The sequence below is a fragment of the Streptomyces sp. NPDC025618 genome (assembly GCF_055558795.1).
On sequence record NZ_JBVHLW010000004.1, the window covers coordinates 279768 to 303268 of the forward strand.

Consider the following 23501-nt stretch of genomic DNA (forward strand, 5'->3'; position numbering starts at 1 on the left):
GTTTTCGCGCGAGCACGAGCGCGGACGCCGCGGGTGAGGGCGATCAAGCCGCAGGCGAAGGGAGCCACGGACAGTGCAGCGAAGGGCATACGCACCGGCCGCCGCACTGGTTGCGGCACTGCTCGCCGCGGTGCTCGCCGCGTGCGGCGGCTCCTCCGGCGGCCACGGCGGGAACGACGACGCCAAGACCGGCCGCGCCGGCGCGACGGCCCCGGCCGGGGAACCCGGCAAGTACCACAGCCTCCCCGAGCCCTGCGGCTATGTGAACCGGGACACCCTGCGCCGCCTGCTGCCCACCGGTGAGGACGAGAGCGACCCCGAGGTCCAGAAGCTCTACCGCGGCCAGGCCGCCGTCACCTACGACACCGACCGCCGCGTCGGCTGCCGCTGGAAGCTGGAGACCCCGGAGGGCACCCGGCACCTGTCCATCGACTTCGAGCGCGTGGTCTCCTACCAGCCGGGGGTCAGCGACGACGACCGGGCGAAGGAGCTCTACGCCCGCCAGGCGTCCGCCGCGAAGATCCCCGACGCGTCGGCGTCGGCGTCCGCCACCCCCTCCACCGCCCCGCCCTCGCCCGCCGCGAGCGCGGGCACGCACCCGCAGGGCGGCGCCGCCACCGGCTCGCCGTCCGCCCCCGCGAGCCCCTCCCCCTCGGGCTCCCCCTCCGCCGACCCCCGCTTCCTGCCCCGCGTGCTCGACGACCTCGGCGACGACGCGTTCATCGACGACAAGCTGGTCACCGCGGCGGCCGGTGTGCACCGGGACATCTCGATCGTCTTCCGGTCCGCGAACGTCCTCGTGAGCATCGCCTACGACCAGTGGACGGCCGACCGGCAGCACATTCCCACGAGCGAAGACCTCCAGGGCAAGGCGCACAGCCTGGCCAAGGAGCTGGACGCGGGGCACTTCGGCAATTAGCCCGGCGAGTATCGCCCCGCCTCGGCCACCGGCGCTTCCCCGCCGCGTACCGTGCCGGGCAGGGCACCCGGCCGGCGGACCGCCCGCCGGCGGACCTCAACGATCCGCCCCCGACACGACGAGTGAAGGACCCATGCACCGAACAGCCCCGCGACTCGCCCGAATCCTCGCCTGCGCCGCAGTACCGGTGATGCTCGTCGCCACCGGCTGCTCGGACGACTCCGGCTCCGGGAAGAAGGCGACGGCCTCGCCGTCGCAGGCCGCGACACCCAGCCCCTCGGCCACGATGAAGGCGGCGACGTTCGGCAAGCTGCCCGACGTGTGCAAGACCGTCGACGAGAAGAGCGTCGACAAGCTGGTGCCGTCGGCGAAGAAGAAGGAGGGCGAGGCCCTCCCGGCGACCGCCCCCAACGACTCCGCCAGCTGCTTCTGGAACGGTCTGAACGGCGAGGACGCCAAGGACCTCCAGTACCGCAGCCTGACGATCTCGCTCAAGCGCTTCTCGGCGGACCCCACGCTCGGCTCGGGCGAGAAGCTCGCCGCGAACTACGTCGGCCAGCGGACGACCAAGGCGACCACCGAGGACGGCGCCAAGGACGCCAAGACCGAGAAGGCCGGCGGCATCGGCGACGAGGCGAACAGCGTCGCCGCGGACTACCGCAAGGACGACGACGACTACCGCAACGCCATCGTGGTGACCCGCACCGCCAACGTCGTGATCACTGTCAAGTACACCGGCGCCGGCTTCCAGGGCGCCAAGAACCCCGACGCGGGCGACCTGATGAAGAACGCGCAGGACGCGGCGAAGGAGGCCGTGGCCTCGATCGCCGCGGCGAACAAGAAGTAGCCGGAACGCGACGAAGCCGGGCGGGCCCCCTCGGGCCCGCCCGGCTTCGTCGCGTCCTGCGCGGTATTACACGGCCAGCAGCTTGCGCACGCGGTCCGCGCCCACGGCGAGGAGCAGCGTGGGCAGGCGCGGGCCGGTGTCACGGCCGACCAGCAGGTGGTAGAGCAGCGCGAAGAAGGAGCGCTGGGCGACCTTCAGCTCCGGCGTCGGCTTGGCGTCGGGCGCCAGCCCGGCCTGCACCTTCGGCACGCCGTAGACCAGCGTGGTCAGCCCGTCCAGCGACCAGTGCTCGTCCAGCCCGGCGAGCAGCAGCCGCAGCGACTCGCGGGCCTGCTCGTCCAGCGACGCGAGGTGCTCGGTGTCGGGCTCCTCGCGGACGATGGTGCGGGACTCGGCCGGGACCTGGGTGTTGATCCAGTGCTCGGCCCGGTCGAGCCGCGGCCGCGTCTCCTCCAGCGAGGTGACCGGGTTCTCCGGGTCGAGCTCGCTGAGGATGCGCAGGGTCTGCTCGTCGTGGCCGGCGGTGATGTCGACGACCGAGGCGAGCGTGCGGTACGGCAGCGGGCGCGGGGTGCGCGGCAGCTCGCCGGAGGCCGTGCGGGCGGCCCGGGCGTACGCGGCGGCGTCGGCGGGCAGCACGCTGCCGTCGGCGACCTTGGCCTCCAGCTTGTCCCACTCGTCGTAGAGCCGCTGGATCTCCTGGTCGAAGGCGATCTTGAAGGACTGGTTGGGCTTGCGGCGCGCGTACAGCCAGCGCAGCAGCGGCGCCTCCATGATCTTCAGCGCGTCGCCCGGGGTGGGGACGCCGCCCTTGGAGGAGGACATCTTGGCCATGCCGCTGATGCCGACGAAGGCGTACATCGGGCCGATCGGCTGCTCGCCGCCGAAGACCTTGCGGACGATCTGGCCGCCGACCACGAAGGAGGAGCCGGGCGAGGAGTGGTCGACGCCGGAGGGCTCGAAGATCACGCCCTCGTAGGCCCAGCGCATCGGCCAGTCGACCTTCCAGACCAGCTTGCCGCGGTTGAACTCGCTGAGCAGCACGGTCTCGGAGTGGCCGCACACGCAGGTGTAGGCCAGCTCGGTGCTCTCGTCGTCGTAGGAGGTGACCGTGGTGAGGTCGCGCTCGCAGACGCCGCAGTAGGGCTTGTACGGGAAGTAGGCCGCGCCGGAGCCGCTGCCGTCGTCCTCGGCGGCCGCGCCGGAGCCCTCGGCGGCCTCCAGCTCGGCCTCGTCGACCGGCTTCTGCTGCTGCTTCTTCGGCTTGCCGGTCGCCTTGTCCTTCGTCCGGTACTGGTCGAGGATCGCGTCGATGTCGCCGCGGTGCCTCATCGCGTGCAGGATCTGCTCGCGGTAGACACCGGAGGTGTACTGCTCGGTCTGGCTGATCGGGTCGTACTCGATGCCGAGCTCGGCCAGCGCGGCGACCATGGCGGCCTTGAAGTGCTCGGCCCAGTTCGGATAGGCCGAGCCGGCCGGGGCGGGCACCGAGGTCAGCGGCTTGCCGATGTGCTCGGCCCAGCTGTCGTCGATGCCGGGGACACCGCTGGGCACCTTGCGGTAGCGGTCGTAGTCGTCCCAGGACAGCACGTGCCTGACCTCGTGACCACGGCGGCGGATCTCGTCGGCGACCAGGTGCGGGGTCATGACCTCGCGCAGGTTGCCCAGGTGGATCGGGCCGGAGGGGGACAGGCCGGAGGCAACGACGATCGGTTTGCCGGGGGCACGGCGCTCCGCTTCGGCAATGACCTCGTCGGCGAAACGGGAGACCCAGTCGGCCTCGGTGCTCTGAGCCTGAGCCACGGCACTTCCTTCCTTACGGTCCTGGCATGACCATTGTCCCAGACGGCCGGGGCGGCTCCGGGGTTGCTCCCGGGTCGGTCACAGGCGGCCGGAACGGCCACCCGGGCGGCGGCGGGTGCGTGTGATACTCGGTGTATCAAAAACGCCCTCTAACGGAACGGCACCCACCCCATGGCCTCGGTCCCTTCCCTCGCCTCCTCGCTCCACCAGCGCATCGCGGACGCTCTCTCGGCAGCCCTGCCGGAGGCCGGTGCCGCCGACCCGCTGCTGCGACGAAGCGACCGGGCCGACTTCCAGGCCAACGGGATGCTGGCGCTCGCCAAGAAGCTGGGGGGCAACCCCCGCGAGCTGGCCGGCAAGGTCGTGGCCGGCCTGCCCGCCGGTGACCTGATCCAGGAGATCGAGGTCTCCGGCCCCGGCTTCCTCAACATCACGGTCACCGACCGGGCGATCACCGGGACGCTCGCGGCCCGCGCGGCCGACGACCGCCTGGGCGTGCCGCTCAAGGAGAAGCCGGGCACCACGGTCATCGACTGGGCGCAGCCGAACGTGGCCAAGGAGATGCACGTCGGCCATCTGCGGTCCGCGGTGATCGGCGACGCGGTCGTCAAGATCCTGGAGTTCGCGGGCGAGAAGGTGATCTCGCGGCACCACATCGGCGACTGGGGCACCCAGTTCGGCATGCTCATCCAGTATCTGCTGGAGCACCCGCACGAGCTGGACCACAAGGACGCCGCCTCCGGTGAGGAGGCCATGTCGAACCTCAACCGGCTCTACAAGGCGTCCCGCACGCTCTTCGACTCCGACGAGGCGTTCAAGGAGCGGGCGCGCCGCCGGGTCGTGGACCTCCAGGCGGGCGATGAGCAGACCCTCGCCCTGTGGCAGCGGTTCGTGGACGAGTCGAAGATCTACTTCTACTCGGTCTTCGGCAAGCTCGACATGGAGATCCGGGACGCGGACGTGGTCGGCGAGTCCGGCTACAACGACATGCTGGCCGACACCTGCCGCATGCTGGAGGAGTCCGGTGTCGCCGTCCGGTCCAACGGCGCACTGTGCGTGTTCTTCGACGACGTCAAGGGCCCGGACGGCAACCCCACCCCGCTGATCGTCCAGAAGTCCGACGGCGGTTTCGGCTACGCGGCGACCGACCTCTCCGCGATCCGCGACCGGGTGGGCAAGCTGGGCGCCGACTCCCTGCTCTATGTCGTGGACGCCCGGCAGGGCCTGCACTTCAAGATGGTCTTCGAGACCGCTCGCCGGGCCGGCTGGCTGCCCGAGGGCGTCAAGGCCGTGCAGCTGCCCTTCGGCACGGTGCTCGGCAAGGACGGCAAGCCGTTCAAGACGCGTGAGGGCGAGACGGTCCGGCTGGTCGACCTGCTGGACGAGGCGATCGCGCGGGCGACGGCCGTGGTCCGGGAGAAGAGCGAGAAGCTCGGCCTGACCGACGAGGAGATCGCCGAGCGCGGCACCCAGGTGGGCATCGGCGCCGTGAAGTACGCCGACCTGTCCACGTCCCTGGGCCGTGACTACATCTTCGACCTCGACCGGATGGTCTCCCTCAACGGCGACACCTCGGTCTATCTCCAGTACGCCTATGCCCGGATCCGCTCCATCCTCCGCAAGGCGGGCGAGTCGGCCTCCGCCAAGGCCCACCCGGAGCTGGCGCTGGCCCCGGCGGAGCGCGCGCTGGCGCTGCACCTGGACCAGTTCGCGGAGACGCTCGCCGAGGTCGCCGGTTCGTACGAGCCGCACAAGCTGGCCGCGTATCTCTACCAGCTGGCGTCGGCGTTCACGACCTTCTACGACCAGTGCCCGGTCCTCAAGGCCGAGGACGCGGCGACGGTCGAGAACCGTCTGTTCCTCTCGGAGCTGACCGGCCGCACCCTGCGTCAGGGCATGGCCCTGCTGGGCATCCGCACGCCCGAGCAGCTGTAGGTCACAGAGCCGGCGGCGGGGCCTGGTGCCCCGCCCCCAGCTCGAACCAGATCAGCTTGCCGACGAGCCCCTGCGGCTGGTTCCGCAGCGCGAATCCGCCCCAGCTGTCGGCGCACTTCATCACCAGCCCCAGCCCGCGCCCCTGTTCGGCCTCGTCGTCCGGGAGCGCGGCCCTGCTCAGCCCGGGGAGCTCGGGGTTGGTGTCCCAGACGGTCACCCGCACCCGCTCGCCCTCCCGCCGCACCCGCACGGACGCGGGCCCGTCGGTGTGCCGGTAGGAGTTGGTGACCAGCTCCGACGTCAACAGCTCCGCGGTGTCCGCCAGTTCGGCGAAGCCGTGCTCCTGGAAGATCGTGCGCAGCGTGCGCCGCGCGATGCAGGGCGCCATCGGGTCGGAGGGGACCTGGAGGGTGTACTCCCAGTCGTCGGCGAGTTCGGGGTCGTTGCTCATCTACGCCTCCGGGGTGAGCGATATGGGCACAACGTAGAGCTCTGAGGCGAATGGTCGCCAGCGGGGGGGAACGCCGATGGCGGCCTCCCCGCCGGGGAAGCCGCCATCGGTGCGTACAGCCGTGCTCGCTCAGAGCTGCCGTGCGACCTCCGTCGCCCAGTAGGTGAGGATCATGTTCGCGCCCGCCCGCTTGATGCCGGTGAGCGTCTCCAGGATGGCCCGGTCGCGGTCGATCCAGCCGTTGGCGGCGGCCGCCTCGACCATCGCGTACTCGCCGGAGATCTGGTACGCGGCCACCGGCACGTCCACCGACTCCGCGACCTTGGCGAGGATGTCGAGGTAGGGCAGGGCCGGCTTGACCATGACCATGTCCGCGCCCTCGGCGAGGTCGAGCTCCAGCTCGCGCAGGGACTCACGGGCGTTGGCCGGGTCCTGCTGATAGGTCTTGCGGTCGCCCTGGAGCGAGGAGCCGACGGCCTCGCGGAAGGGGCCGTAGAACGCGGAGGCGTACTTCGCGGTGTAGGCCAGGATCGAGACGTCCTCGTGGCCGGTCTGGTCGAGAGCGTCACGGATGACGCCGACCTGGCCGTCCATCATGCCGCTCGGGCCCACCACATGGACGCCGGCGTCGGCCTGGACCTGCGCCATCTCGGCGTAGCGCTCCAGCGTGGCGTCGTTGTCCACCCGGCCCTCGGAGTCGAGGACCCCGCAGTGGCCGTGGTCGGTGTACTCGTCCAGGCACAGGTCGGACATGATGACGAGGTCGTCGCCGACCTCGGCCTTCACATCCCGGATGGCGACCTGGAGGATGCCCTCGGGGTCGGTCCCGGCGGTGCCCGCCGCGTCCTTCTTCGCGTCCTCGGGCACGCCGAAGAGCATGATCCCGGAGACGCCCGCCTCCAGCGCCTCGACGGCCGCCCGGCGCAGGGTGTCCCGGGTGTGCTGGACGACGCCCGGCATGGCCGAGATCGGCACCGGCTCGGCGGCGCCCTCCCGCACGAAGGCGGGCAGGATCAGGTCGGCCGGGTGCAGCCGGTGCTCCGCGACCATCCGGCGCATGGCCGGGTTGGTCCGCAGCCGCCGGGGGCGGGAGCCGGGGAAGGTGCCGTACGTGCTCAACTGCGTGCCCTTCTACGCGATCCGGGCCGTCGCTCGCTCGGGCGCGTGACCGGGTCGCCGGCCTCCAGGGCGGCATCGCGCCGCGCCGCGCCGAAGTCCGCGAGCGCCTCGGCGAGCTTGTGCACCGAGGGCTCGGGCGACAGCACGTCCACCCGCAGGCCGTGTTCCTCCGCGGTCTTCGCGGTGGCCGGGCCGATGCAGGCGATGACGGTGACGTTGTGCGGCTTGCCGGCGATGCCGACGAGGTTCCGCACGGTGGACGAGGAGGTGAAGAGCACGGCGTCGAAGCCGCCGCCCTTGATCGCCTCGCGGGTCTCGGCCGGCGGCGGCGAGGCGCGCACGGTCCGGTAGGCCGTGACGTCGTCGACCTCCCAGCCGAGCTCGATCAGGCCCGCCACCAGGGTCTCGGTGGCGATGTCGGCGCGCGGCAGGAAGACGCGGTCGATCGGGTCGAAGACCGGGTCGTAGGGCGGCCAGTCCTCCAGCAGACCGGCGGCCGACTGCTCGCCGCTCGGCACGAGGTCGGGCTTCACGCCGAACTCGACGAGGGACTTCGCCGTCTGCTCGCCGACGGCCGCGACCTTGATGCCGGCGAAGGCACGCGCGTCGAGGCCGTACTCCTCGAACTTCTCGCGGACCGCCTTGACGGCGTTCACGGAAGTGAAGGCGATCCACTCGTAGCGGCCGGTGACCAGGCCCTTGACCGCGCGCTCCATCTGCTGCGGGGTGCGCGGCGGCTCGACCGCGATGGTCGGGACCTCGCTGGGCACGGCGCCGTAGGAGCGGAGCTGGTCGGAGAGCGACGCGGCCTGCTCCTTGGTGCGCGGCACGAGCACGTTCCAGCCGAAGAGCGGCTTGGACTCGAACCACGAGAGCTGGTCGCGCTGCGCCGCCGCGCCGCGCTCGCCGACCACGGCTATCACCGGCTGGCCGCCGTCCGGGGACGGCAGCACCTTCGCGGCCTTGAGCACCTGGGCGATCGAGCCGAGGGTGGCGGTCCAGGTGCGCTGGCGCGTGGTGGTGCCGGCGACGGTGACGGTCAGCGGGGTGTCGGGCTTGCGCCCGGCGGAGACCAGCTCACCGGCGGCGGCCGCGACCGAGTCGAGCGTCGTGGAGACGACGGCGGTGACCTCGCTCGCGCCGACCTCGGACCAGCAGGTGGCCGAGGCCGTACGGGCGTCCACGAAGCGCACGTCGGCACCCTTGCCGTCGCGCAGCGGCACCCCGGCGTAGGCGGGCACGCCCACGGCCGTGGCGACGCCCGGCACCACCTCGAAGGTGATCCCCTCGGTGGCGCAGGCCAGCATCTCGTCACCGGCGTTGCCGTCGAGGCCGGGGTCGCCGAGCACCGCACGAACCACCCGCTTGCCGCCGCGCGCGGCCGACATGACAAGATTGGCGGTGTCCCTCAGGACCGGTACTTCGGGCGTTCCGACGGTTTTTGATGACTCGTCAGTAACCGTCTGGGCAGGCATGTCCACATGGGCGCGCGCATGCGCGCGCACCACATCGAGCACCTGCGGATCGGCAATCAGGACGTCCGCGGCCGCCAGTGCCTCCACGGCGCGCAGCGTCAGCAGTCCCGGGTCTCCGGGGCCGGCACCGAGGAAGGTGACGTGCCCGTGCACGGGGTGGTTCGGGGCGGTGGGGTTCAAAGTGCTCGCTCCCCCATAAGACCGGCCGCACCCTTGTCGAGCATCGCTGCGGCGAGCTCGCGGCCCAGGGCCACGGCTTCCTCGCTGGACGTCGGCACGGGGCCGGTGGTGGACAGCTGCACCAGCGTCTTGCCGTCGGTCGAGCCGACGACGCCGCGCAGGCGCATTTCGGTGACAACCTGCCCGTCGGCCAACAGGTCGGCCAGCGCACCCACGGGTGCGGAGCAGCCGGCCTCCAGGGCGGCGAGCAGGGAACGCTCGGCGGTCACGGCGACCCGGGTGTACGGGTCGTCGAGCTCGGCGAGCATCGCGGCGAGGGGTGCGTCGGTCGCAGCGCACTCGATCGCCAGGGCCCCCTGGCCGGGGGCGGGCAGAACTGCGTCGGGCTCCAGATACTGCGAGATCTCCGACGCCCGGCCGAGACGGGAGAGCCCGGCCGCGGCCAGCACCACGGCATCCAGTTCGCCGTCGGTGACGAAGGCGATCCGGGTGTCGATGTTGCCGCGGATGGGCACCGTCTCGATCTCCCGGCCGTGCGCGCGGGCCAGGGCGTTGAGCTGGGCCATGCGGCGCGGCGAGCCGGTGCCGATACGGGCTCCGGCGGGCAGCGTCTCCAAGGTCAGCCCGTCCCGCGCGATCAGCACGTCGCGCGGGTCCTCGCGGACCGGGATCGCCGCCAGCACCAGGTCGTCGGGCTGGGTCGTCGGCAGGTCCTTGAGGGAGTGCACGGCGAGGTCGATCTCCCCCGCGGCCAGCGCGTCGCGCAGCGCGGAGACGAAGACGCCCGTCCCCCCGATCTGCGCGAGCGACTCCCGCGAGACATCGCCGTACGTGGTGATCTCGACCAGCTCGACCGGGCGGCCGGTCAGCTGCCGCACGGTCTCCGCCACCTGCCCGGACTGGGCCATGGCGAGTTTGCTGCGACGGGTGCCCAGGCGCAGCGGTCGCTGCCGCGCGGTCACCTCGTCCACCGTCGAAGAGGTGTCGTTCATGCCGGCTCCCGTGCAGTGTTGTGCGTACCGGCCCGTGAATCGGCCCGGCTCACGGCGGCGACCGCCTGCGGATCGAGGTCGAAGAGTTCCCGCAGCGCGTCGGCGTATCCGGCGCCGCCGGGGGTGGCGGCCAGCTCCTTGACGCGCACGGTGGGCGCGTGGAGCAGCTTGTCGACCACGCGGCGGACGGTCTGGGTGATCTCCGCGCGCTGTTTGTCGTCGAGGTCGGGCAGCCGCCCGTCGAGGCGGGCGATCTCGCTCGTGACGACGTCCGCCGCCATGGTGCGCAGGGCGACCACGGTGGGCGTGATGTGCGCGGCCCGCTGCGCGGCGCCGAAGGCGGCGACCTCGTCGGAGACGATGGTGCGCACCCGGTCGACGTCGGCGGCCATGGGAGCGTCGGCGGACGCCTCGGCCAGCGACTCGATGTCGACCAGCCGGGCGCCCGGGAGGCGGTGGACCGCGGCGTCGATGTCCCGCGGCATGGCCAGGTCGAGGAGGGCGAGCACGGTGCCGGTCGCGTCCGCGCAGGCGGGACCGACGGCGCGGCGCGCGCCCTCGTGGCCCGCGAGCGCGGCCTGGACGACGTCGGCGGTCAGAACCACGCCCATGGCGCCGGTGCAGCTCACCACGACGTCCGCGAGGGCCAGTTCACCGGGCACCGCGGTCATCTCCACGGCCGAGGCCGTGCAGCCGGGGCCGCCGGGCTCGGCGAGGATCTCGGCCAGCCGCTCGGCCCGCTCCACCGTGCGGTTGGCGATCGCCACGTGCGCGACGCCCGCGCGGGCGAGCGTCGCCGCCGCGAGGGAGGACATCGAACCGGCGCCGATGACCAGGGCGCGCTTGCCGGCCGCCCACGCGGTCACGTCCGCGCCGGCGGCGAGCCGCTCCAGGCCGAAGGTGACCAGGGACTGCCCGGCCTTGTCGATGCCCGTCTCGCTGTGGGCGCGCTTGCCGACCCGAAGGGCCTGCTGGAAGAGGTCGTTGAGCAGCCGCCCGGCCGTGTGCAGCTCCTGGCCGAGCGCGAGCGCGTCCTTGATCTGGCCGAGGATCTGGCCCTCGCCGACGACCATCGAGTCCAGCCCGCACGCCACCGAGAAGAGGTGGTGGACGGCCCGGTCCTCGTAGTGCACATAGAGATAGGGGGTCAGCTCGTCCAGGCCGACGCCCGTGTGGCGGGCGAGCAGCGTGGACAGCTCGGCGACACCGGCGTGGAACTTGTCCACGTCGGCGTACAGCTCGATGCGGTTGCACGTGGCGAGCACGGCGGCCTCGGTGGCGGGCTCCGCCGCGAGGGTGTCGTGCAGGAGCTTCACCCGCTCCTCGCGCGCGAGGGCGGCCCGCTCCAGCACGCTGACGGGCGCGCTGCGGTGGCTCAGACCGACGACGAGAAGGCTCATGCCGGCATCACGGCGGGGACATCCCCGTCCGGGCCCTTCCGGCTCTCCGGCGCCGGGCGCACGGCCGCGCCCGCGCGGGCGGCCACGGCGGCCGGCGCGTTCTCCTCGCCCGCCTTGCGCTGCTCATGGAAGGCCAGGATCTGCAGTTCGATCGACAGGTCGACCTTGCGCACGTCGACGCCCTCCGGCACGGAGAGGACCGTGGGCGCGAAGTTGAGGATCGAGGTGACCCCGGCGGCGACGAGCCGGTCGCACACCTGCTGCGCGGCACCGGCGGGAGTCGCGATGACGCCGATGGAGACGCCGTTGTCGCTGATGATCGATTCGAGCTCGTCGGTATGGCGCACGGGCAGCCCGGCCACCGGCTTGCCGGCCATGGCCGGGTCGGCGTCGATCAGCGCGGCGACGCGGAAGCCGCGCGAGGCGAAGCCGCCGTAGTTGGCGAGCGCGGCACCGAGGTTTCCGATGCCGACGATGACGACCGGCCAGTCCTGGGTCAGGCCGAGCTCACGGGAGATCTGGTAGACGAGGTACTCGACGTCGTAGCCGACACCGCGGGTGCCGTACGAGCCGAGGTAGCTGAAGTCCTTGCGCAGCTTGGCGGAGTTGACGCCCGCCGCGGTCGCGAGTTCCTCGGAGGAGACCGTGGGCACCGAGCGCTCGGAGAGCGCGGTCAGTGCACGCAGATACAGCGGTAGCCGGGCGACGGTGGCCTCGGGGATCCCTCGGCTTCGGGTCGCCGGTCGGTGAGTTCGGCCAGTTGCCACGGTGCTCCTGCGGGTAGAGCGGGGCTGCGGGCGGCGCCTCGTCCCAGGACCGCCCCGTCCCCCGCAGGCTATGCCTTTGTGAACGCGTGCACAAAGATGGTGTCCGCTTTGTCCGGGCAAAGTGACCGGCGTCACGCGGTGTTTCGCCCCGATCCGGGAACCATCGGCCGCCGCATGGCGACCACGGCGGCACCGGGGGAACACCGACGGCGACACACGCCCTCACTCCTCATCGCCATACCCCCGGACACCAACAAATCGACACATGATGGTAGTCGACTCAGGCACCCAAATCCGTCCGGCGAGATTCCTCTTCCACCGGGCACAATGGCCTCCATGAGCCCGCTGCTGCGCCGCAACGCCCGCAAGAACCCCGCCGACAGCACCGTGACGCTGATCGGAAAACCCGGCTGCCACCTGTGCGACGCCGCCGAGACGGTCATCGCCGAGGTCTGCGCCGAGGTGGGCGCGCGCTGGGAGAAGAAGGACATCAACGAGGACGAGGATCTGTACCGCAGGTACTGGGAACAGATTCCGGTCGTCCTGGTGGACGGCGCCCAGCACGACTTCTGGCGCGTGGACCCGAACCGCCTGCGGAAGGCGCTGGGCGCGGCCTGAGCCGGGGGCCGGAGCGGTCGCGTCCGCACATCCGGAGGCACGGAGGCGTTACCCCGAACAAACTGGCTATGCTCCGGACATGGCCGCACTGGGATGGATCACTCCCCGCAAGCGCTCCGCCACCGCACGCAGCGTGCTGGCAGGCGAGGCCGCGGCGGAGGCAGCCCGCAAGACCGCTCAGGAGAACGCCGAGAGCGCCGAGAGCGCGGAGAGTACCGAGAACGCGGAATCCGCCGAGCCGGAATTCCCCGTCGTCGGCGATGTGCGGGCAGCCGCCTTCTTCGACCTCGACAACACCGTGATGCAGGGCGCGTCCCTCTTCCACTTCGGCCGCGGCCTCTACAAACGCCATTTCTTTCACAAGCGCGAGCTGGCCCGCTTCGTCTGGCAGCAGATCTACTTCCGCGTCGTCGGCGCGGAGAACCCCGAGCACGTCGAGGACGCCCGCAACAGCGCCCTGTCCATCGTCAAGGGCCACCGCGTCTCCGAGCTGATGTCCATCGGCGAGGAGATCTACGACGAGTACATGGCGGAGCGCATCTGGCCGGGCACCCGCGCGCTCGCCCAGGCCCACCTCGATGCCGGCCAGAAGGTCTGGCTGGTCACGGCCGCGCCCATCGAGGCCGCCACGATCATCGCCCGCAGGCTCGGCCTGACCGGCGCGCTCGGCACGGTCGCCGAGTCGATCGGCGGCGTCTACACCGGCAAGCTGGTCGGCGAGCCGCTGCACGGCCCCGCGAAGGCCGAGGCCGTACGGGCGCTGGCCGCGGCCGAGGGGCTCGACCTGGCCCGCTGCGCGGCGTACAGCGACTCCGTGAACGACATCCCGATGCTCTCGATCGTCGGGCACCCCTACGCCGTGAACCCGGACAGCCGCCTGCGCAAGCTGGCCCGGGAGCGCGGCTGGCGCCTGCGCGACTACCGCACGGGCCGCAAGGCGGCCAAGGTCGGCATCCCGGCCGCCGCCGGGGTGGGCGCCCTGGCGGGCGGCGCGGCCGCCGCGATCGCCCTGCACCGCCGCCGGCGCTGACCCCGGCCCGGCGGCGGCCGCCGCTTCCGGCACCGGAGCCGGCCGACCGGACCCGGCGGCGGCCACCGGCCGGCGGAGGCGTTTGCGCCGCCGCGTCAACAGCCGGCGCGCGCATCCCGCCACCGGCGTACGTCCCGTTCGGGTGCGCCCGCAACAGCGCGTAACCGTTCGTCACCCTCAGGCAATCCGGTCGTCATACCCTCACACGGCCCCCGCCAGTCCTTCCGTGACCGGATTGCCACAACACGCAGCCCATTCGGCCACACCATCGCCAAATCTGGTCAACTTCCTTTCAGGGTTCGATATTTGATCGATCCCGAAGCGGTAAGAGATCGAACGGAAACGGTGATTTGGGCAACTCGGTGTAGCGCTGCCTGTACGAAGCGTTATTCTCCTCAGACGCAAACCGGTACCCCCTTGTCCCTACGACGAGTGAACGGTTCCGTACTGCACGTGATGGAAGCTCTGCCTCTGGGAGTCCCGTGTACCCACACGTCGGGGTTGACGCCTCGGGCCTGGCTACGCTGCGCGCAACGGTCCTCGACCGCCTGCGCGGCTTCGTCCCCACCGCGTACGCCGTCCCCGCCTTCGCCACACCCGTCCCCGCCGGCCCCTGCTACGCCCTCGCCGAGGGCAGCGCGGCGGCGGTGGGCAGACGCGCCCGCCGCGGCGCCGGCGCCGGTACGTCCACCACCACCCGCCGCCCCAGCGCCGACAGCGACAGCGCCCGGATGCTCGACCTGGTCGAGCGCGCCCAGGCCGGCGAGGCCGAGGCCTTCGGCCGGCTCTACGACCAGTACGCCGATACGGTCTACCGCTATATCTACTACCGGGTGGGCGGCCGGGCCACGGCCGAGGACCTCACCAGCGAGACCTTCCTGCGCGCCCTGCGCCGGATCGGCACCTTCACCTGGCAGGGCCGTGACTTCGGCGCCTGGCTGGTGACCATCGCCCGCAATCTGGTGGCCGACCACTTCAAGTCGTCGCGGTTCCGGCTCGAGGTGACCACCGGCGAGATGCTCGACGCCAACGAGGTCGAGCGCAGCCCGGAGGACTCCGTCCTCGAATCCCTCTCCAACGCCGCCCTTCTGGAGGCGGTCCGCAAGCTCAACCCCCAGCAGCAGGAGTGCGTCACGCTCCGCTTCCTCCAGGGCCTCTCGGTCGCCGAGACCGCCCGCGTCATGGGCAAGAACGAGGGCGCCATCAAGACGCTCCAGTACCGCGCCGTCCGCACTCTGGCCCGGCTCCTCCCGGACGACGCGCGCTAACTCTGTGCGTGCGTTCACTCACCAGCGGTCACATCCTCAAGGGCGCGTAACCCGGCCGCCGCGCCAGTCGTTGTGCGGGATGCAGACTCCCTGCGGTCACGTCATGCCCGTATCCCCTCACTCGATCGAGTGGATGCGTTCAAGGCGTGCAACCCTCCCGGTCTTGAGGGGAGTCGACCGTCATGACGAGAGGAGGTGCCGCCTGTGATCGCGAACGTTTCGGCGCACCGGCGGGCGAACGCCTTCGCCCAAGCCCTGGAGGACCAGGAACTCCAGGGCGCGGCGGCCACACAGCCCGGCCCACCGGCGGATGCCGCCGAGCAGGGGAAGCTGCTGGCCCTGGCGAGCGAGCTCGGCGGCCTGCCCGCACCCGAGCTCGACCCCGAGATCAAAACCGTGCAGCGGGCACAGCTGATCGCCGCCATGGAGAGCCAGTTCGCCGGAGGATCCGCTGCCGCCGTTCCCGAGCCGCGCGGCAGCAGGACCCGAGGGCGAGGGGCGCACCGGGCGCTGAGCCGGCTGAAGCCACGCTCCCGCTGGACCAAGGGGCTCGCCGCGGGCGGGCTCACGGTGGGCGTGGCCGCGGGTGCCTTCGGCGGTGTCGCGGCGGCGAGTTCCAACGCCCTCCCGGGCGACTCGCTGTACGGCCTGAAGCGCGGCATGGAAGACATCAAGCTCGGTATGGCCGACGGCGATTCCGCCCGCGGCGGCCTCTTCCTGGACCAGGCGTCGACCCGGCTCCACGAGGCGCGCCGCCTGATGGAGCGCGGCCGTTCCGGACCGCTCGACTCCGAGGCCCTGAGCGAGATCCGCAAGACCCTCTTCGGCATGCGCCACGATGTCTCCGAGGGCCACCGGCTGCTGCACGCGGCCTATAAGCGGGACGGCTCCCTCGGCCCGATGGAGCGGCTCGACTCCTTCGCCTCGCTGCACCGCGAGGGCTGGAGCCAGCTCCGCGAGAAGCTGCCCGCCCAGCTGGCCGACGTGAGCAATCAGGTCAGCTCGGTCTTCGCGGCCATAGACAGTGATGTCGGCCCGCTGCGCTCGCTGCTGCCCACCCCCACGGGCAAGCACGCGGCGCCCCGGGCAGGCACCCCCCGGCACGGCTCCGACAGCGGGACGAACAGCCGCCCCGCGACGCCCCCGTCGTCCGCGTCGGCCACCGACGGCAAGCACAGCGGCGGTGGTCAGACGCGCTCGGCGGACCCGGGCGCGCACCAGGAGCACGAGGGCCTCCTCGGGGGCACGGGTCTCCTCCAGCCCCCGCAGACCCCTGGCGCGTCCGGCCCGGCGCACACGGGCAAGGACGGCAAGGCGACCAAGCAGCCGGACATCACCATCCCGCCGCTCCTGCCGGACATCCTCCCGGGCCTCGGCATCCGCAACGAACCGGAGAAATAGGGCCGTAGCAGCCCTGGCGGCCGGTGTTCCTCACCTCGGACCGAGCTCGTACGTCGGAGAGTTCGGGGGAACACCGGCCGCCGTCATCTCCGGAGCGCCTTCCGGGGCGCCGCCGGAGGAAGCGCCGTCATAAGAACGCGACGCAGATCAGAAGAACACCGTCAGAAGAACACCGAACGCCGCTGCACGAGCTGCTTGTAGAGCGTGTGCTGAATCGTTTCTCGCACCTGATCGGTCAGGTTGAACATCAGCATCGGGTCGTCCGCGGCCTCCGGCGGATAGCCGTCCGTCGGGATCGGCTCGCCGAACTGGATCGTCCACTTCGTCGGCAGCGGCACCAGACCCAGCGGGCCCAGCCAGGGCCAGGTCGGCGTCAGCGGGAAGTACGGCAGGCCCAGCAGCCGCGCCACCGTCTTGGCGTTGCCGACCATCGGGAAGATCTCCTCGGCGCCCACGATCGAGCACGGCACGATCGGCGCCCCGGCACGCAGTGCCGTGGAGACGAAGCCGCCCCGGCCGAAGCGCTGGAGCTTGTAGCGCTCGGAGAAGGGCTTCCCGATCCCCTTGAACCCCTCCGGCATCACCCCGACCACCTCGCCCCGCTCCAGCAGCTTCTCGGCGTCCTCCACGCAGGCGAGCGTGTGCCCGAGCTTCCGGGAGATCTCGTTGATGACCGGCAGCGCGAAGACCAGATCGGCGGCGAGCATCCGGATGTGCCGCCCGGCCGGGTGGTGGTCGTGCAGCGCGACCTGGAGCATCAGCCCGTCGACCGGCAGCGTGCCCGAGTGGTTGGCGACGACCAGCGCCGCGCCCTTGTCGGGGATGTTCTCGAGCCCCTTCACCTCCACCCGGAAGTACTTCTCGTAGAACGGGCGGAGCGCGGACATCACCACCTGGTCGGCGAGCTCCTGGTCGTAGCCGAAGTCGTCCACCTCGTACTCACCGGTGATGCGCCGCCGCAGGAAGCTCAGGCCGTGCGCGAGCTTGCGGTCCCAGCCACCGCCCTCCCGCTCCCGCGCCCGCTCCGGCTCCGCGGCCTCCGCGGTCACGGCAGGGTCCTCGTCACGCTGCGGCGGTACGGGCGCGAGCGGCGCCTGCGTCCGGTGCGTCCGGGACCGGCCCACTCGCTGGCCCTTCCGCTTGGCCCGCGGTTCCTCGCCGAACGGGATGACCTTCGCGTCCGCCATGGTGGGTGCGCTCCTCAGTTCTGGCCGCGGCCGGCAGGCAGGGCCGCGGCGATCCGGTCGACGGTACGGGCGAGGGTGTCGGGCGGCAGCAGTCCGGGGCCACGGCTGCTCGCGTAGTCCGCGAAGGCACCGGCGGTCGTGTACCGGGGTTCGAAGCCCAGTCTCTCGCGCATCTCCGTGGTCCCGACGACGCGCCCGTGGGTGAGCAGCCGGATCTGCTCCGGGGAGAAGTCCGTCATGCCCACCGAGCGGAGCGCGGAGCCGACCCACGTGACGGTCGGCAGGAAGAAAGGGAGGGTGGGGCGCCCGAGGCGCCTGGCGGCCTGGGAGAGCAGCAGCACGCCGTCCCCCGCGATGTTGAAGGTGCCGCTGTTGAAGGTGCCCCTGCGGGGCTCCCCCGCGGCGATCCGCAGCACCTCGAGCACGTCCTTCTCATGGACGAACTGGAGCCGGGGGTCGAAGCCGAACACCGTCGGCAGGACGGGCAGGGCGAAGTATTCCGCGAGCGGCGAATCGGCGTGCGGCCCGAGGATGTTCGCGAAGCGCAGGACGCACACGGCCACGTCGGGGCGGCGGCGGGCGAAGGCCCGGACGTATCCCTCGACCTCGACGACGTCCTTGGCGAAGCCGCCACTGGGCAGGGACTTGGGCGGGGTGGTCTCGGTGAAGATCGCGGGGTCGCGTGGCGCGGAACCGTAGACATTCGTGCTGGACTTGACCACGAGCCGCTTCACGGAGGGCGTCTTCTGGCAGGCACCGAGCAGCTGCATGGTGCCGATGACGTTGGTCTCCTTGACCGTGGCCCGGCTGCCGCGCTTGCCCAGCGGAGTGCCGGTCACATCCATGTGGACGACGGTGTCGACGCCCTGTTCGGCCAGAACCCTGGCGATCGCGGGATGGCGGATGTCCGCCCGTACGAAATCGGCCCCGCCGAGACCGCGCTCGGGGGCCACGGCGTCCACCCCGATGACCCGCTCCACATCGGGCTCGCGCAGGAGGCGGCGGACGAACCGGCCCCCCAGCTGCCGTGCGACTCCGGTGACGAGCACGACCTTGCCCAAGATCAGCGCCTTCCTTCCCGCCCCTTGCCCGTGGTGCTGTCGCGGCCACCGTAGCGGGTCGTCGTTGCGCTGTGGTGACCAGCCGATGCGCGGAGCTACATTTCAAGCCGTAGCGAAAGCTTTACTCACCGCAACGCACCGCAGCCCTCCCACCGCTGAGCGGTGGGAGGGCTGCGGGACGAGCACAGCGGCGCTGCTTACTTCTTGTTGCGACGCTGAACACGCGTGCGCTTGAGAAGCTTGCGGTGCTTCTTCTTGGCCATCCGCTTGCGCCGCTTCTTGATAACAGAGCCCACGACTACCCTCGCTTACATCGATTCACTCGGTGCGGGGCGTCCGAGCCCACACGACCTACATCGGGCCAGCCTACCCGGCACCGGGCGAACAACGTAATCCGAGGTCCCCGTCAGGCTGTTTCCACCCCCACGTAGGACTCCCGGAGGTACTCGTGCACCGCTTGCTCTGGGACCCGGAACGACCTTCCCACCCGGATCGCCGGCAGATGACCACTGTGCACCAAGCGGTACACGGTCATCTTGGACACTCGCATCACCGAGGCGACTTCCGCCACGGTCAGGAACACGACCTCATTGAGAGGCCTCTCGCCAGCAGCCATGACACACCTGAACCTTCCGCACATGACGCGCACCGGCTTCCCCTCCGGTGACTCCTCGTCGCTGCGCGCTCACTCCCCAGGTTAGGGGCGGGTGATGCGAGTGGGGAAGAGGAGCAGCCATCGGCCGCCTACTGTGACAGACACGCTCGATTGAGTACATAGCGAGTAAGCGGTCGGTAGTAATCAGACCGCACAGTGTCATCAAGCGGAACGGCGACGGACACCCGCCCCTCCGCCTCTGCGACAAACGGCGCGGGGTCGTCCGAGTCCGCCAGCCCGATGGCCTCAATACCCAGCTGACCTGCCCCGCAGACCCAGCCGTGGTCCCCGACGACCAGCGCCGGCAGCGGTTCTCCTGCGTCCATCGCCGAAGCCAGAGACACCCGAAGCGGCAGCGGGGAATGCGTATGTGCGCCCGGCTCACTCGCGCCCCTCCGTGCGCCGGGTTCACGCACCAGCGCGACTCCTTCAACGTAGTCAAGGTTGTAAGTACGTACCCCGAACCGGGTCGTTATGTCGACACTTCGACCCTGCGCCGGGGTGAGGACAGTGCATCCCGCCGCCGAGAGACCCGCGGCCAACCCGGCGTAGAAGCCCAGGAGTCGATGGGGATGACCGGTACCGAACAGCACCGGAGCACCGCTCGCGGCCGCCACCGCGAGCCGGTCCGCGAAGGCATCGAGTGCCGCGATCGTGCGATCGGGGTCGATCACGTCCTGACCTGACGCGTCATCAGGATCGGCCGAAACTCCACACTTTCGACCCATCAGCTGTAACACATCACCCAAGAGCCAGTCCCGTTCGGGCTCCAGCCCGAGCAGTGCCCGCGGGTCCCGGGCCACGAACATGCGATACCGGCCCAGACTGCGCTCCCGCGTCGTGGCCACCGTCCCGGCCAGCCGGGCTGCCAGCAGATGCGCACGCAAGGTGCGAGCACTCAACACACCCCGATGCTGCCGCACCACGGGGGCCGGCGCGCCTTTTCGGACCGGGATCCCACACTTGGCGTAACCGGCCGGCCGGCCTACGGCAGCAGCCCGTGGGCCGGGAAGACCGCCCGGCGCGTGGCCAGGATCGCCTGGTCCACCCGGTCCGCCGGGTCGTAGCCGGAGTCGAAGTCCCGCCATTCCGGCACCACTCCGTCCGTCATCCGCAGCGGCCCCAACTGCCGCGTGCGCCGATACACTTCCGCGCGCCACTCCTCCGGCACGGCGGAGGCCGGCTCCACCGGATGCCCCGCCGCGATGCCCACCAGGTGCGTCCACGTCCGCGGCACCACGTCCACCACGGCATAGCCCCCGCCGCCCAGGGCCACCCACCGGCCGTCCGCGTGCGTGTGCGCCAGGGCGTGGCACGCCTCGGCCACCTCGCGCTGCGCGTCCAGCGAGACCGCGAGATGGGCGAGCGGATCCTCGAAGTGGGTGTCCGCCCCGTGCTGCGTCACCAGCACCTGCGGCCGGAAGGCCGCGACGAGCTGCGGCACGACCCCGTGGAAGGCCCGCAGCCACCCCGCGTCCCCCGTGCCGGCCGGCAGCGCCACGTTCACCGCGCCGCCCTCCGCCGCCGCGGCCCCCGTCTCCCCGGGCCAGCCCGTCTGCGGGAAGAGCGTGCGGGGATCCTCGTGCAGCGAGATCGTCAGCACCCGCGGGTCCTCCCAGAACGCCGCCTGCACCCCGTCGCCGTGGTGCACGTCCACGTCCACGTACACGACCCGCTCGGCCCCCAGCTCCAGCAGCCGGGCCACGGCGAGGGCCGCGTCGTTGTACACACAGAAGCCCGCGGCGGCCCCCGGCATCGCGTGGTGCAGGCCACCGGCGAAGTTCACGGCGTGCAGCGCCTCCCCGCGCCACACCGCCTCGGCCGCGGCCACCGACTGCCCCGCGATCAGCGCCGACGCCTCGTGCATCCCCGCGAACGCCGGGTCGTCCGCCGTGCCCAGCCCGTACGAGCCGTCGGCCGCCGCCGGATCGGCCGAGGCCGCCCGCACGGCCGCGATGTAGTCCTCGCGGTGCACCAGCCGCAGCGTCGACTCCCCCGCCGCGGGGGCCGCGGTGACCCGGAGCTCGCGGTCGAGCCCGTACGCCTCCACCAGCCGCATCGTCAGTGCGAGCCGCACCGGATCCATCGGGTGCCCGGGACCGAAGTCATAGCCCGTTACCGCCTCGTCCCACATCAGCTGTGCTCGGCCGCTCATGCCCGCCACCGTAGCGGGCACCCGACAGGCCGAACGAAGGGGCGTACCGGAAAGTAGCAAGCACCAGAATCATCGGTACGACCATGGCCCACCGATAGCTCCACAATTCCCCGAGTACGCCCACGAGGGGTGAACCCACCAGAAATCCCACATAGTTGAAGATATTCAGCCGGGCGACGGCCGCATCGGACGCCCCGGCCCCCAGCCTTTCCTGCGCGTTCCGCCCGGCCGCGGCGAACGTCTGCGGAACGATCACGCTCAGCCCCAGCCCCAGCACGGTGAATCCGGCCGTCCCGGCCCACGCCCCGGGCGCCACCGCCACCACCCCGAATCCGCACACCGCGAGCAGCGTCCCCGCCCGCACCACCCGCACCGGCCCTAAACGCCGCACCCCCAGATCCCCGACCGCCCGCCCCAGCAGGGTCGTCGCCATATAGGCGTTGTACGGGACGGTGGAGAGCTGATCGGAACTGTGCAGGACCTCCTGGAGGTATTTGGCACTCCAATTGGAGACGGTGGAGTCCCCTATATAGGCGAACGCCATCACCAGACACAGCGGCAGCAGAAAGCGCATGCCGCGCTCGGCGGCACCGCTTCCGGGCTCGTCCGTTCGCCCTTCGCCCGGACCGTCCCGGTCGGCGTACCAGCCACTCGCGACGAGGGCCGTCGGCACGGCCACCGCGACCACCGGCGCGTAGATCGCGACAAGGAGAATTCCCTCGTGCGCACCCACCCAGGCGAGCGACGCCCCGACAATGCCACCGAGGCTGTACGCGGCGTGAAAGCCGAGCATGATGCTGCGCCCGTAAGCGTGCTGGAGGCTCACCCCGAGCATGTTCATCGAGGCGTCCAGCCCGCCGACCGCCAGCCCGAACACACCGAGGGCGACGGCCACTTGCCATAATTCATGCCCCGAACCGGCCCCGAGCAGGGCGAGGCCGACGACGGGCTGCACCCACCGGAGCACGGCCCCGGGCCGCACTCTCGCCACCAGGCGCTCGGTGGCGATACTGCCGATTCCGGCGAGAACCGGAACGGCCGCGAGGAAGACGGGCAGCAGCCCGTCGGATATTCCGTACCGGGTCTGGATCGCCGGTATTCGGGTCACCAGGAGAGCGAAGACCGCGCCCTGGATGAAGAAACTGACCGCCAGGGAGAGCCGACCGTGTCTCAGCCGCGAGCGCGTATCCGTCATGGCCGATGAGGCTACGGCGCGGCACTACCCCTGGGTAGCTCGCTCACACGATTCGCCGGCCCGGATTCACGCGAGAAGCCGCGGCAGCTCCGAAAGGCTGTCGACCCGTCCGGTCGCCCCGGTCAGCCTGTCCCTCGGTGTCAGGGAGGTCAGCGCGTAGACATCCATTCCCGCGGCCGTCGCGGCCTGGATGCCCCGCGGACTGTCCTCGATCACCACGCACCGCCCCGGTTCCACGCCCATGGAACGGGCCGCGTGGAGAAAGAGGTCCGGCGCCGGCTTTCCCTTGCCGACATCGTCCGTGCTGAAGATCCACTCGTCCTCGAACCACTCGTCCAGCCCAGTGCGCCGGTGCGCCACACGAATACGCTCGTGCGAACCGGACGACGCGACGCAGTACGACACGCCCTCGGCCACCAGCTGCTCCAGCAGCTCCACCGCGCCCTTTATCGGCTGGAGCTCCCGGTCGAACGCCTCGAAGGTGCGCGCGTGCAGCGTGTCGTCGAATTCGGCCGGCAGCTGCTGCCCGGTCCGCTCCAGGATGAGGTCGTGGACGCGGTGGACAGCGGCGCCCATGTAGTCGCGGAGGGAGTCCTCGTAACTGGTGGTGTGCCCCAGCTCGGTGAGGTACGCGGCCAGGATCCGGTTCGCGATCGGCTCGCTGTCGACGAGTACGCCGTCGTTGTCGAAGATGACGAGGTCATAGCGCATGACGTCACCTTAAACGCAAAAATGCCTCAGGCCCCGGGTCTATGACCCGGGGCCTGAGGCTAAAATTTGTTCGGCGGCGTCCTACTCTCCCACACGGTCCCCCATGCAGTACCATCGGCGCTGAAAGGCTTAGCTTCCGGGTTCGGAATGTAACCGGGCGTTTCCCTAACGCTATGACCACCGAAACACTATGAAGTTAACCAACCGGGCAACAACACGGTCGTTACTTCAGAACCTACACAGTGGACGCGAGCAACTGAGGACAAGCCCTCGGCCTATTAGTACCAGTCAGCTCCAACCGTTACCGGTCTTCCACACCTGGCCTATCAACC

General features: G+C 71.0%; 22 protein-coding genes and 1 rRNA gene. 7 read left to right on the top strand and 16 right to left on the bottom strand.

Translation table 11 applies throughout. From position 1 onward, the window contains the following. Nucleotides 1–73: 73 nt before the first annotated feature. Together ACZ4A5_RS06880 and ACZ4A5_RS06885 are read left to right on the top strand one after the other, a co-directional pair. Entirely contained in the window at nt 74–919 is an 846-nt protein-coding gene (locus ACZ4A5_RS06880; RefSeq protein ID WP_467579087.1) for a hypothetical protein, read from the top strand. 133 nt (nt 920–1052) lie between these two features. Further along, nucleotides 1053–1766: a hypothetical protein gene (locus tag ACZ4A5_RS06885; RefSeq protein WP_467579089.1), complete on the top strand. Its 714-nt coding sequence runs from the start codon at nt 1053–1055 to the stop codon at nt 1764–1766. Between the two features lie 66 nt (nt 1767–1832). Here ACZ4A5_RS06885 and lysS read toward each other — a convergent pair whose 3' ends face one another. Then, nucleotides 1833–3569, bottom strand: coding sequence for a lysine--tRNA ligase (gene lysS / locus ACZ4A5_RS06890; RefSeq protein WP_467579091.1), 1737 nt, complete (start codon nt 3567–3569; stop codon nt 1833–1835). 171 nt (nt 3570–3740) lie between these two features. On the opposite strand from lysS, the gene argS reads away from it, so the two are divergent. Next, complete coding sequence (gene argS / locus ACZ4A5_RS06895) at nt 3741–5504, top strand: arginine--tRNA ligase (RefSeq protein ID WP_467579093.1); 1764 nt, start codon at nt 3741–3743, stop codon at nt 5502–5504. Nucleotide 5505: 1 nt separating this feature from the next. On the opposite strand, the gene ACZ4A5_RS06900 is transcribed toward argS, so the two are convergent. From ACZ4A5_RS06900 to ACZ4A5_RS06925, 6 genes are all read right to left on the bottom strand, one after another. Continuing rightward, entirely contained in the window at nt 5506–5955 is a 450-nt protein-coding gene (locus tag ACZ4A5_RS06900) for an ATP-binding protein (RefSeq protein WP_467579095.1), read from the bottom strand. A 129-nt stretch (nt 5956–6084) separates the two neighbouring features. Further along, a complete protein-coding gene (gene hemB / locus ACZ4A5_RS06905; protein ID WP_467579097.1) occupies nt 6085–7074 on the bottom strand; it encodes a porphobilinogen synthase in 990 nt (329 codons plus the stop codon). Next, complete coding sequence (locus ACZ4A5_RS06910) at nt 7071–8729, bottom strand: bifunctional uroporphyrinogen-III C-methyltransferase/uroporphyrinogen-III synthase (RefSeq protein WP_467579099.1); 1659 nt, start codon at nt 8727–8729, stop codon at nt 7071–7073. The genes hemB and ACZ4A5_RS06910 overlap by 4 nt, the downstream gene beginning before the upstream one ends. Then, nucleotides 8726–9721, bottom strand: a complete 996-nt coding sequence (gene hemC, locus ACZ4A5_RS06915; protein WP_467579101.1) for a hydroxymethylbilane synthase — start codon at nt 9719–9721, stop codon at nt 8726–8728. Before hemC ends, ACZ4A5_RS06910 begins: the two co-directional genes overlap by 4 nt. Continuing rightward, nucleotides 9718–11121: a glutamyl-tRNA reductase gene (locus tag ACZ4A5_RS06920; protein WP_467579103.1), complete on the bottom strand. Its 1404-nt coding sequence runs from the start codon at nt 11119–11121 to the stop codon at nt 9718–9720. The genes hemC and ACZ4A5_RS06920 overlap by 4 nt, the downstream gene beginning before the upstream one ends. Continuing rightward, entirely contained in the window at nt 11118–11888 is a 771-nt protein-coding gene (locus tag ACZ4A5_RS06925) for a redox-sensing transcriptional repressor Rex (RefSeq protein WP_366006201.1), read from the bottom strand. Before ACZ4A5_RS06925 ends, ACZ4A5_RS06920 begins: the two co-directional genes overlap by 4 nt. 336 nt (nt 11889–12224) lie before the next feature. Between ACZ4A5_RS06925 and ACZ4A5_RS06930 the strand changes: the two genes are divergently transcribed. From ACZ4A5_RS06930 to ACZ4A5_RS06945, 4 genes are all read left to right on the top strand, one after another. Further along, the gene (locus ACZ4A5_RS06930; RefSeq protein WP_467579106.1) at nt 12225–12506 is read left to right on the top strand and encodes a glutaredoxin family protein; all 282 of its coding nucleotides are present in this window, start codon (nt 12225–12227) and stop codon (nt 12504–12506) included. A 79-nt stretch (nt 12507–12585) separates the two neighbouring features. Then, complete coding sequence (locus tag ACZ4A5_RS06935; RefSeq protein ID WP_467579108.1) at nt 12586–13536, top strand: HAD family hydrolase; 951 nt, start codon at nt 12586–12588, stop codon at nt 13534–13536. Nucleotides 13537–14018: 482 nt separating this feature from the next. Further along, on the top strand, nt 14019–14804 hold the full coding sequence (locus ACZ4A5_RS06940; protein ID WP_116212650.1) for an ECF subfamily RNA polymerase sigma factor, BldN family: 786 nt from the start codon (nt 14019–14021) through the stop codon (nt 14802–14804). A 204-nt stretch (nt 14805–15008) separates the two neighbouring features. Next, complete coding sequence (locus tag ACZ4A5_RS06945; RefSeq protein WP_467579111.1) at nt 15009–16205, top strand: DUF5667 domain-containing protein; 1197 nt, start codon at nt 15009–15011, stop codon at nt 16203–16205. A gap of 161 nt (nt 16206–16366) precedes the next feature. Here the strand turns inward: ACZ4A5_RS06945 and ACZ4A5_RS06950 are convergent, their stop codons facing one another. The 9 genes from ACZ4A5_RS06950 to rrf form a co-directional block, all read right to left on the bottom strand. Then, nucleotides 16367–17392, bottom strand: coding sequence for a lysophospholipid acyltransferase family protein (locus ACZ4A5_RS06950; protein ID WP_467579113.1), 1026 nt, complete (start codon nt 17390–17392; stop codon nt 16367–16369). A gap of 14 nt (nt 17393–17406) precedes the next feature. Next, nucleotides 17407–18453, bottom strand: a complete 1047-nt coding sequence (locus ACZ4A5_RS06955; protein WP_467579115.1) for an NAD-dependent epimerase/dehydratase family protein — start codon at nt 18451–18453, stop codon at nt 17407–17409. A gap of 197 nt (nt 18454–18650) precedes the next feature. Further along, entirely contained in the window at nt 18651–18749 is a 99-nt protein-coding gene (locus tag ACZ4A5_RS06960; protein ID WP_003948845.1) for a 30S ribosomal protein bS22, read from the bottom strand. 110 nt (nt 18750–18859) lie between these two features. Next, the gene (locus tag ACZ4A5_RS06965; protein WP_031145511.1) at nt 18860–19069 is read right to left on the bottom strand and encodes a helix-turn-helix domain-containing protein; all 210 of its coding nucleotides are present in this window, start codon (nt 19067–19069) and stop codon (nt 18860–18862) included. 128 nt (nt 19070–19197) lie between these two features. Continuing rightward, complete coding sequence (locus ACZ4A5_RS06970) at nt 19198–20013, bottom strand: phosphatase (RefSeq protein ID WP_467579117.1); 816 nt, start codon at nt 20011–20013, stop codon at nt 19198–19200. 80 nt (nt 20014–20093) lie between these two features. Then, nucleotides 20094–21263, bottom strand: coding sequence for an acetoin utilization protein AcuC (locus ACZ4A5_RS06975; protein WP_467579119.1), 1170 nt, complete (start codon nt 21261–21263; stop codon nt 20094–20096). Next, a complete protein-coding gene (locus tag ACZ4A5_RS06980; RefSeq protein WP_467579121.1) occupies nt 21214–22458 on the bottom strand; it encodes an MFS transporter in 1245 nt (414 codons plus the stop codon). The genes ACZ4A5_RS06975 and ACZ4A5_RS06980 overlap by 50 nt, the downstream gene beginning before the upstream one ends. A gap of 66 nt (nt 22459–22524) precedes the next feature. Further along, nucleotides 22525–23169, bottom strand: coding sequence for an HAD family hydrolase (locus tag ACZ4A5_RS06985; protein ID WP_467579123.1), 645 nt, complete (start codon nt 23167–23169; stop codon nt 22525–22527). Nucleotides 23170–23237: 68 nt separating this feature from the next. Beyond that, a 5S ribosomal RNA gene (rrf, locus tag ACZ4A5_RS06990) occupies nt 23238–23354 on the bottom strand. Nucleotides 23355–23501: the final 147 nt, after the last annotated feature.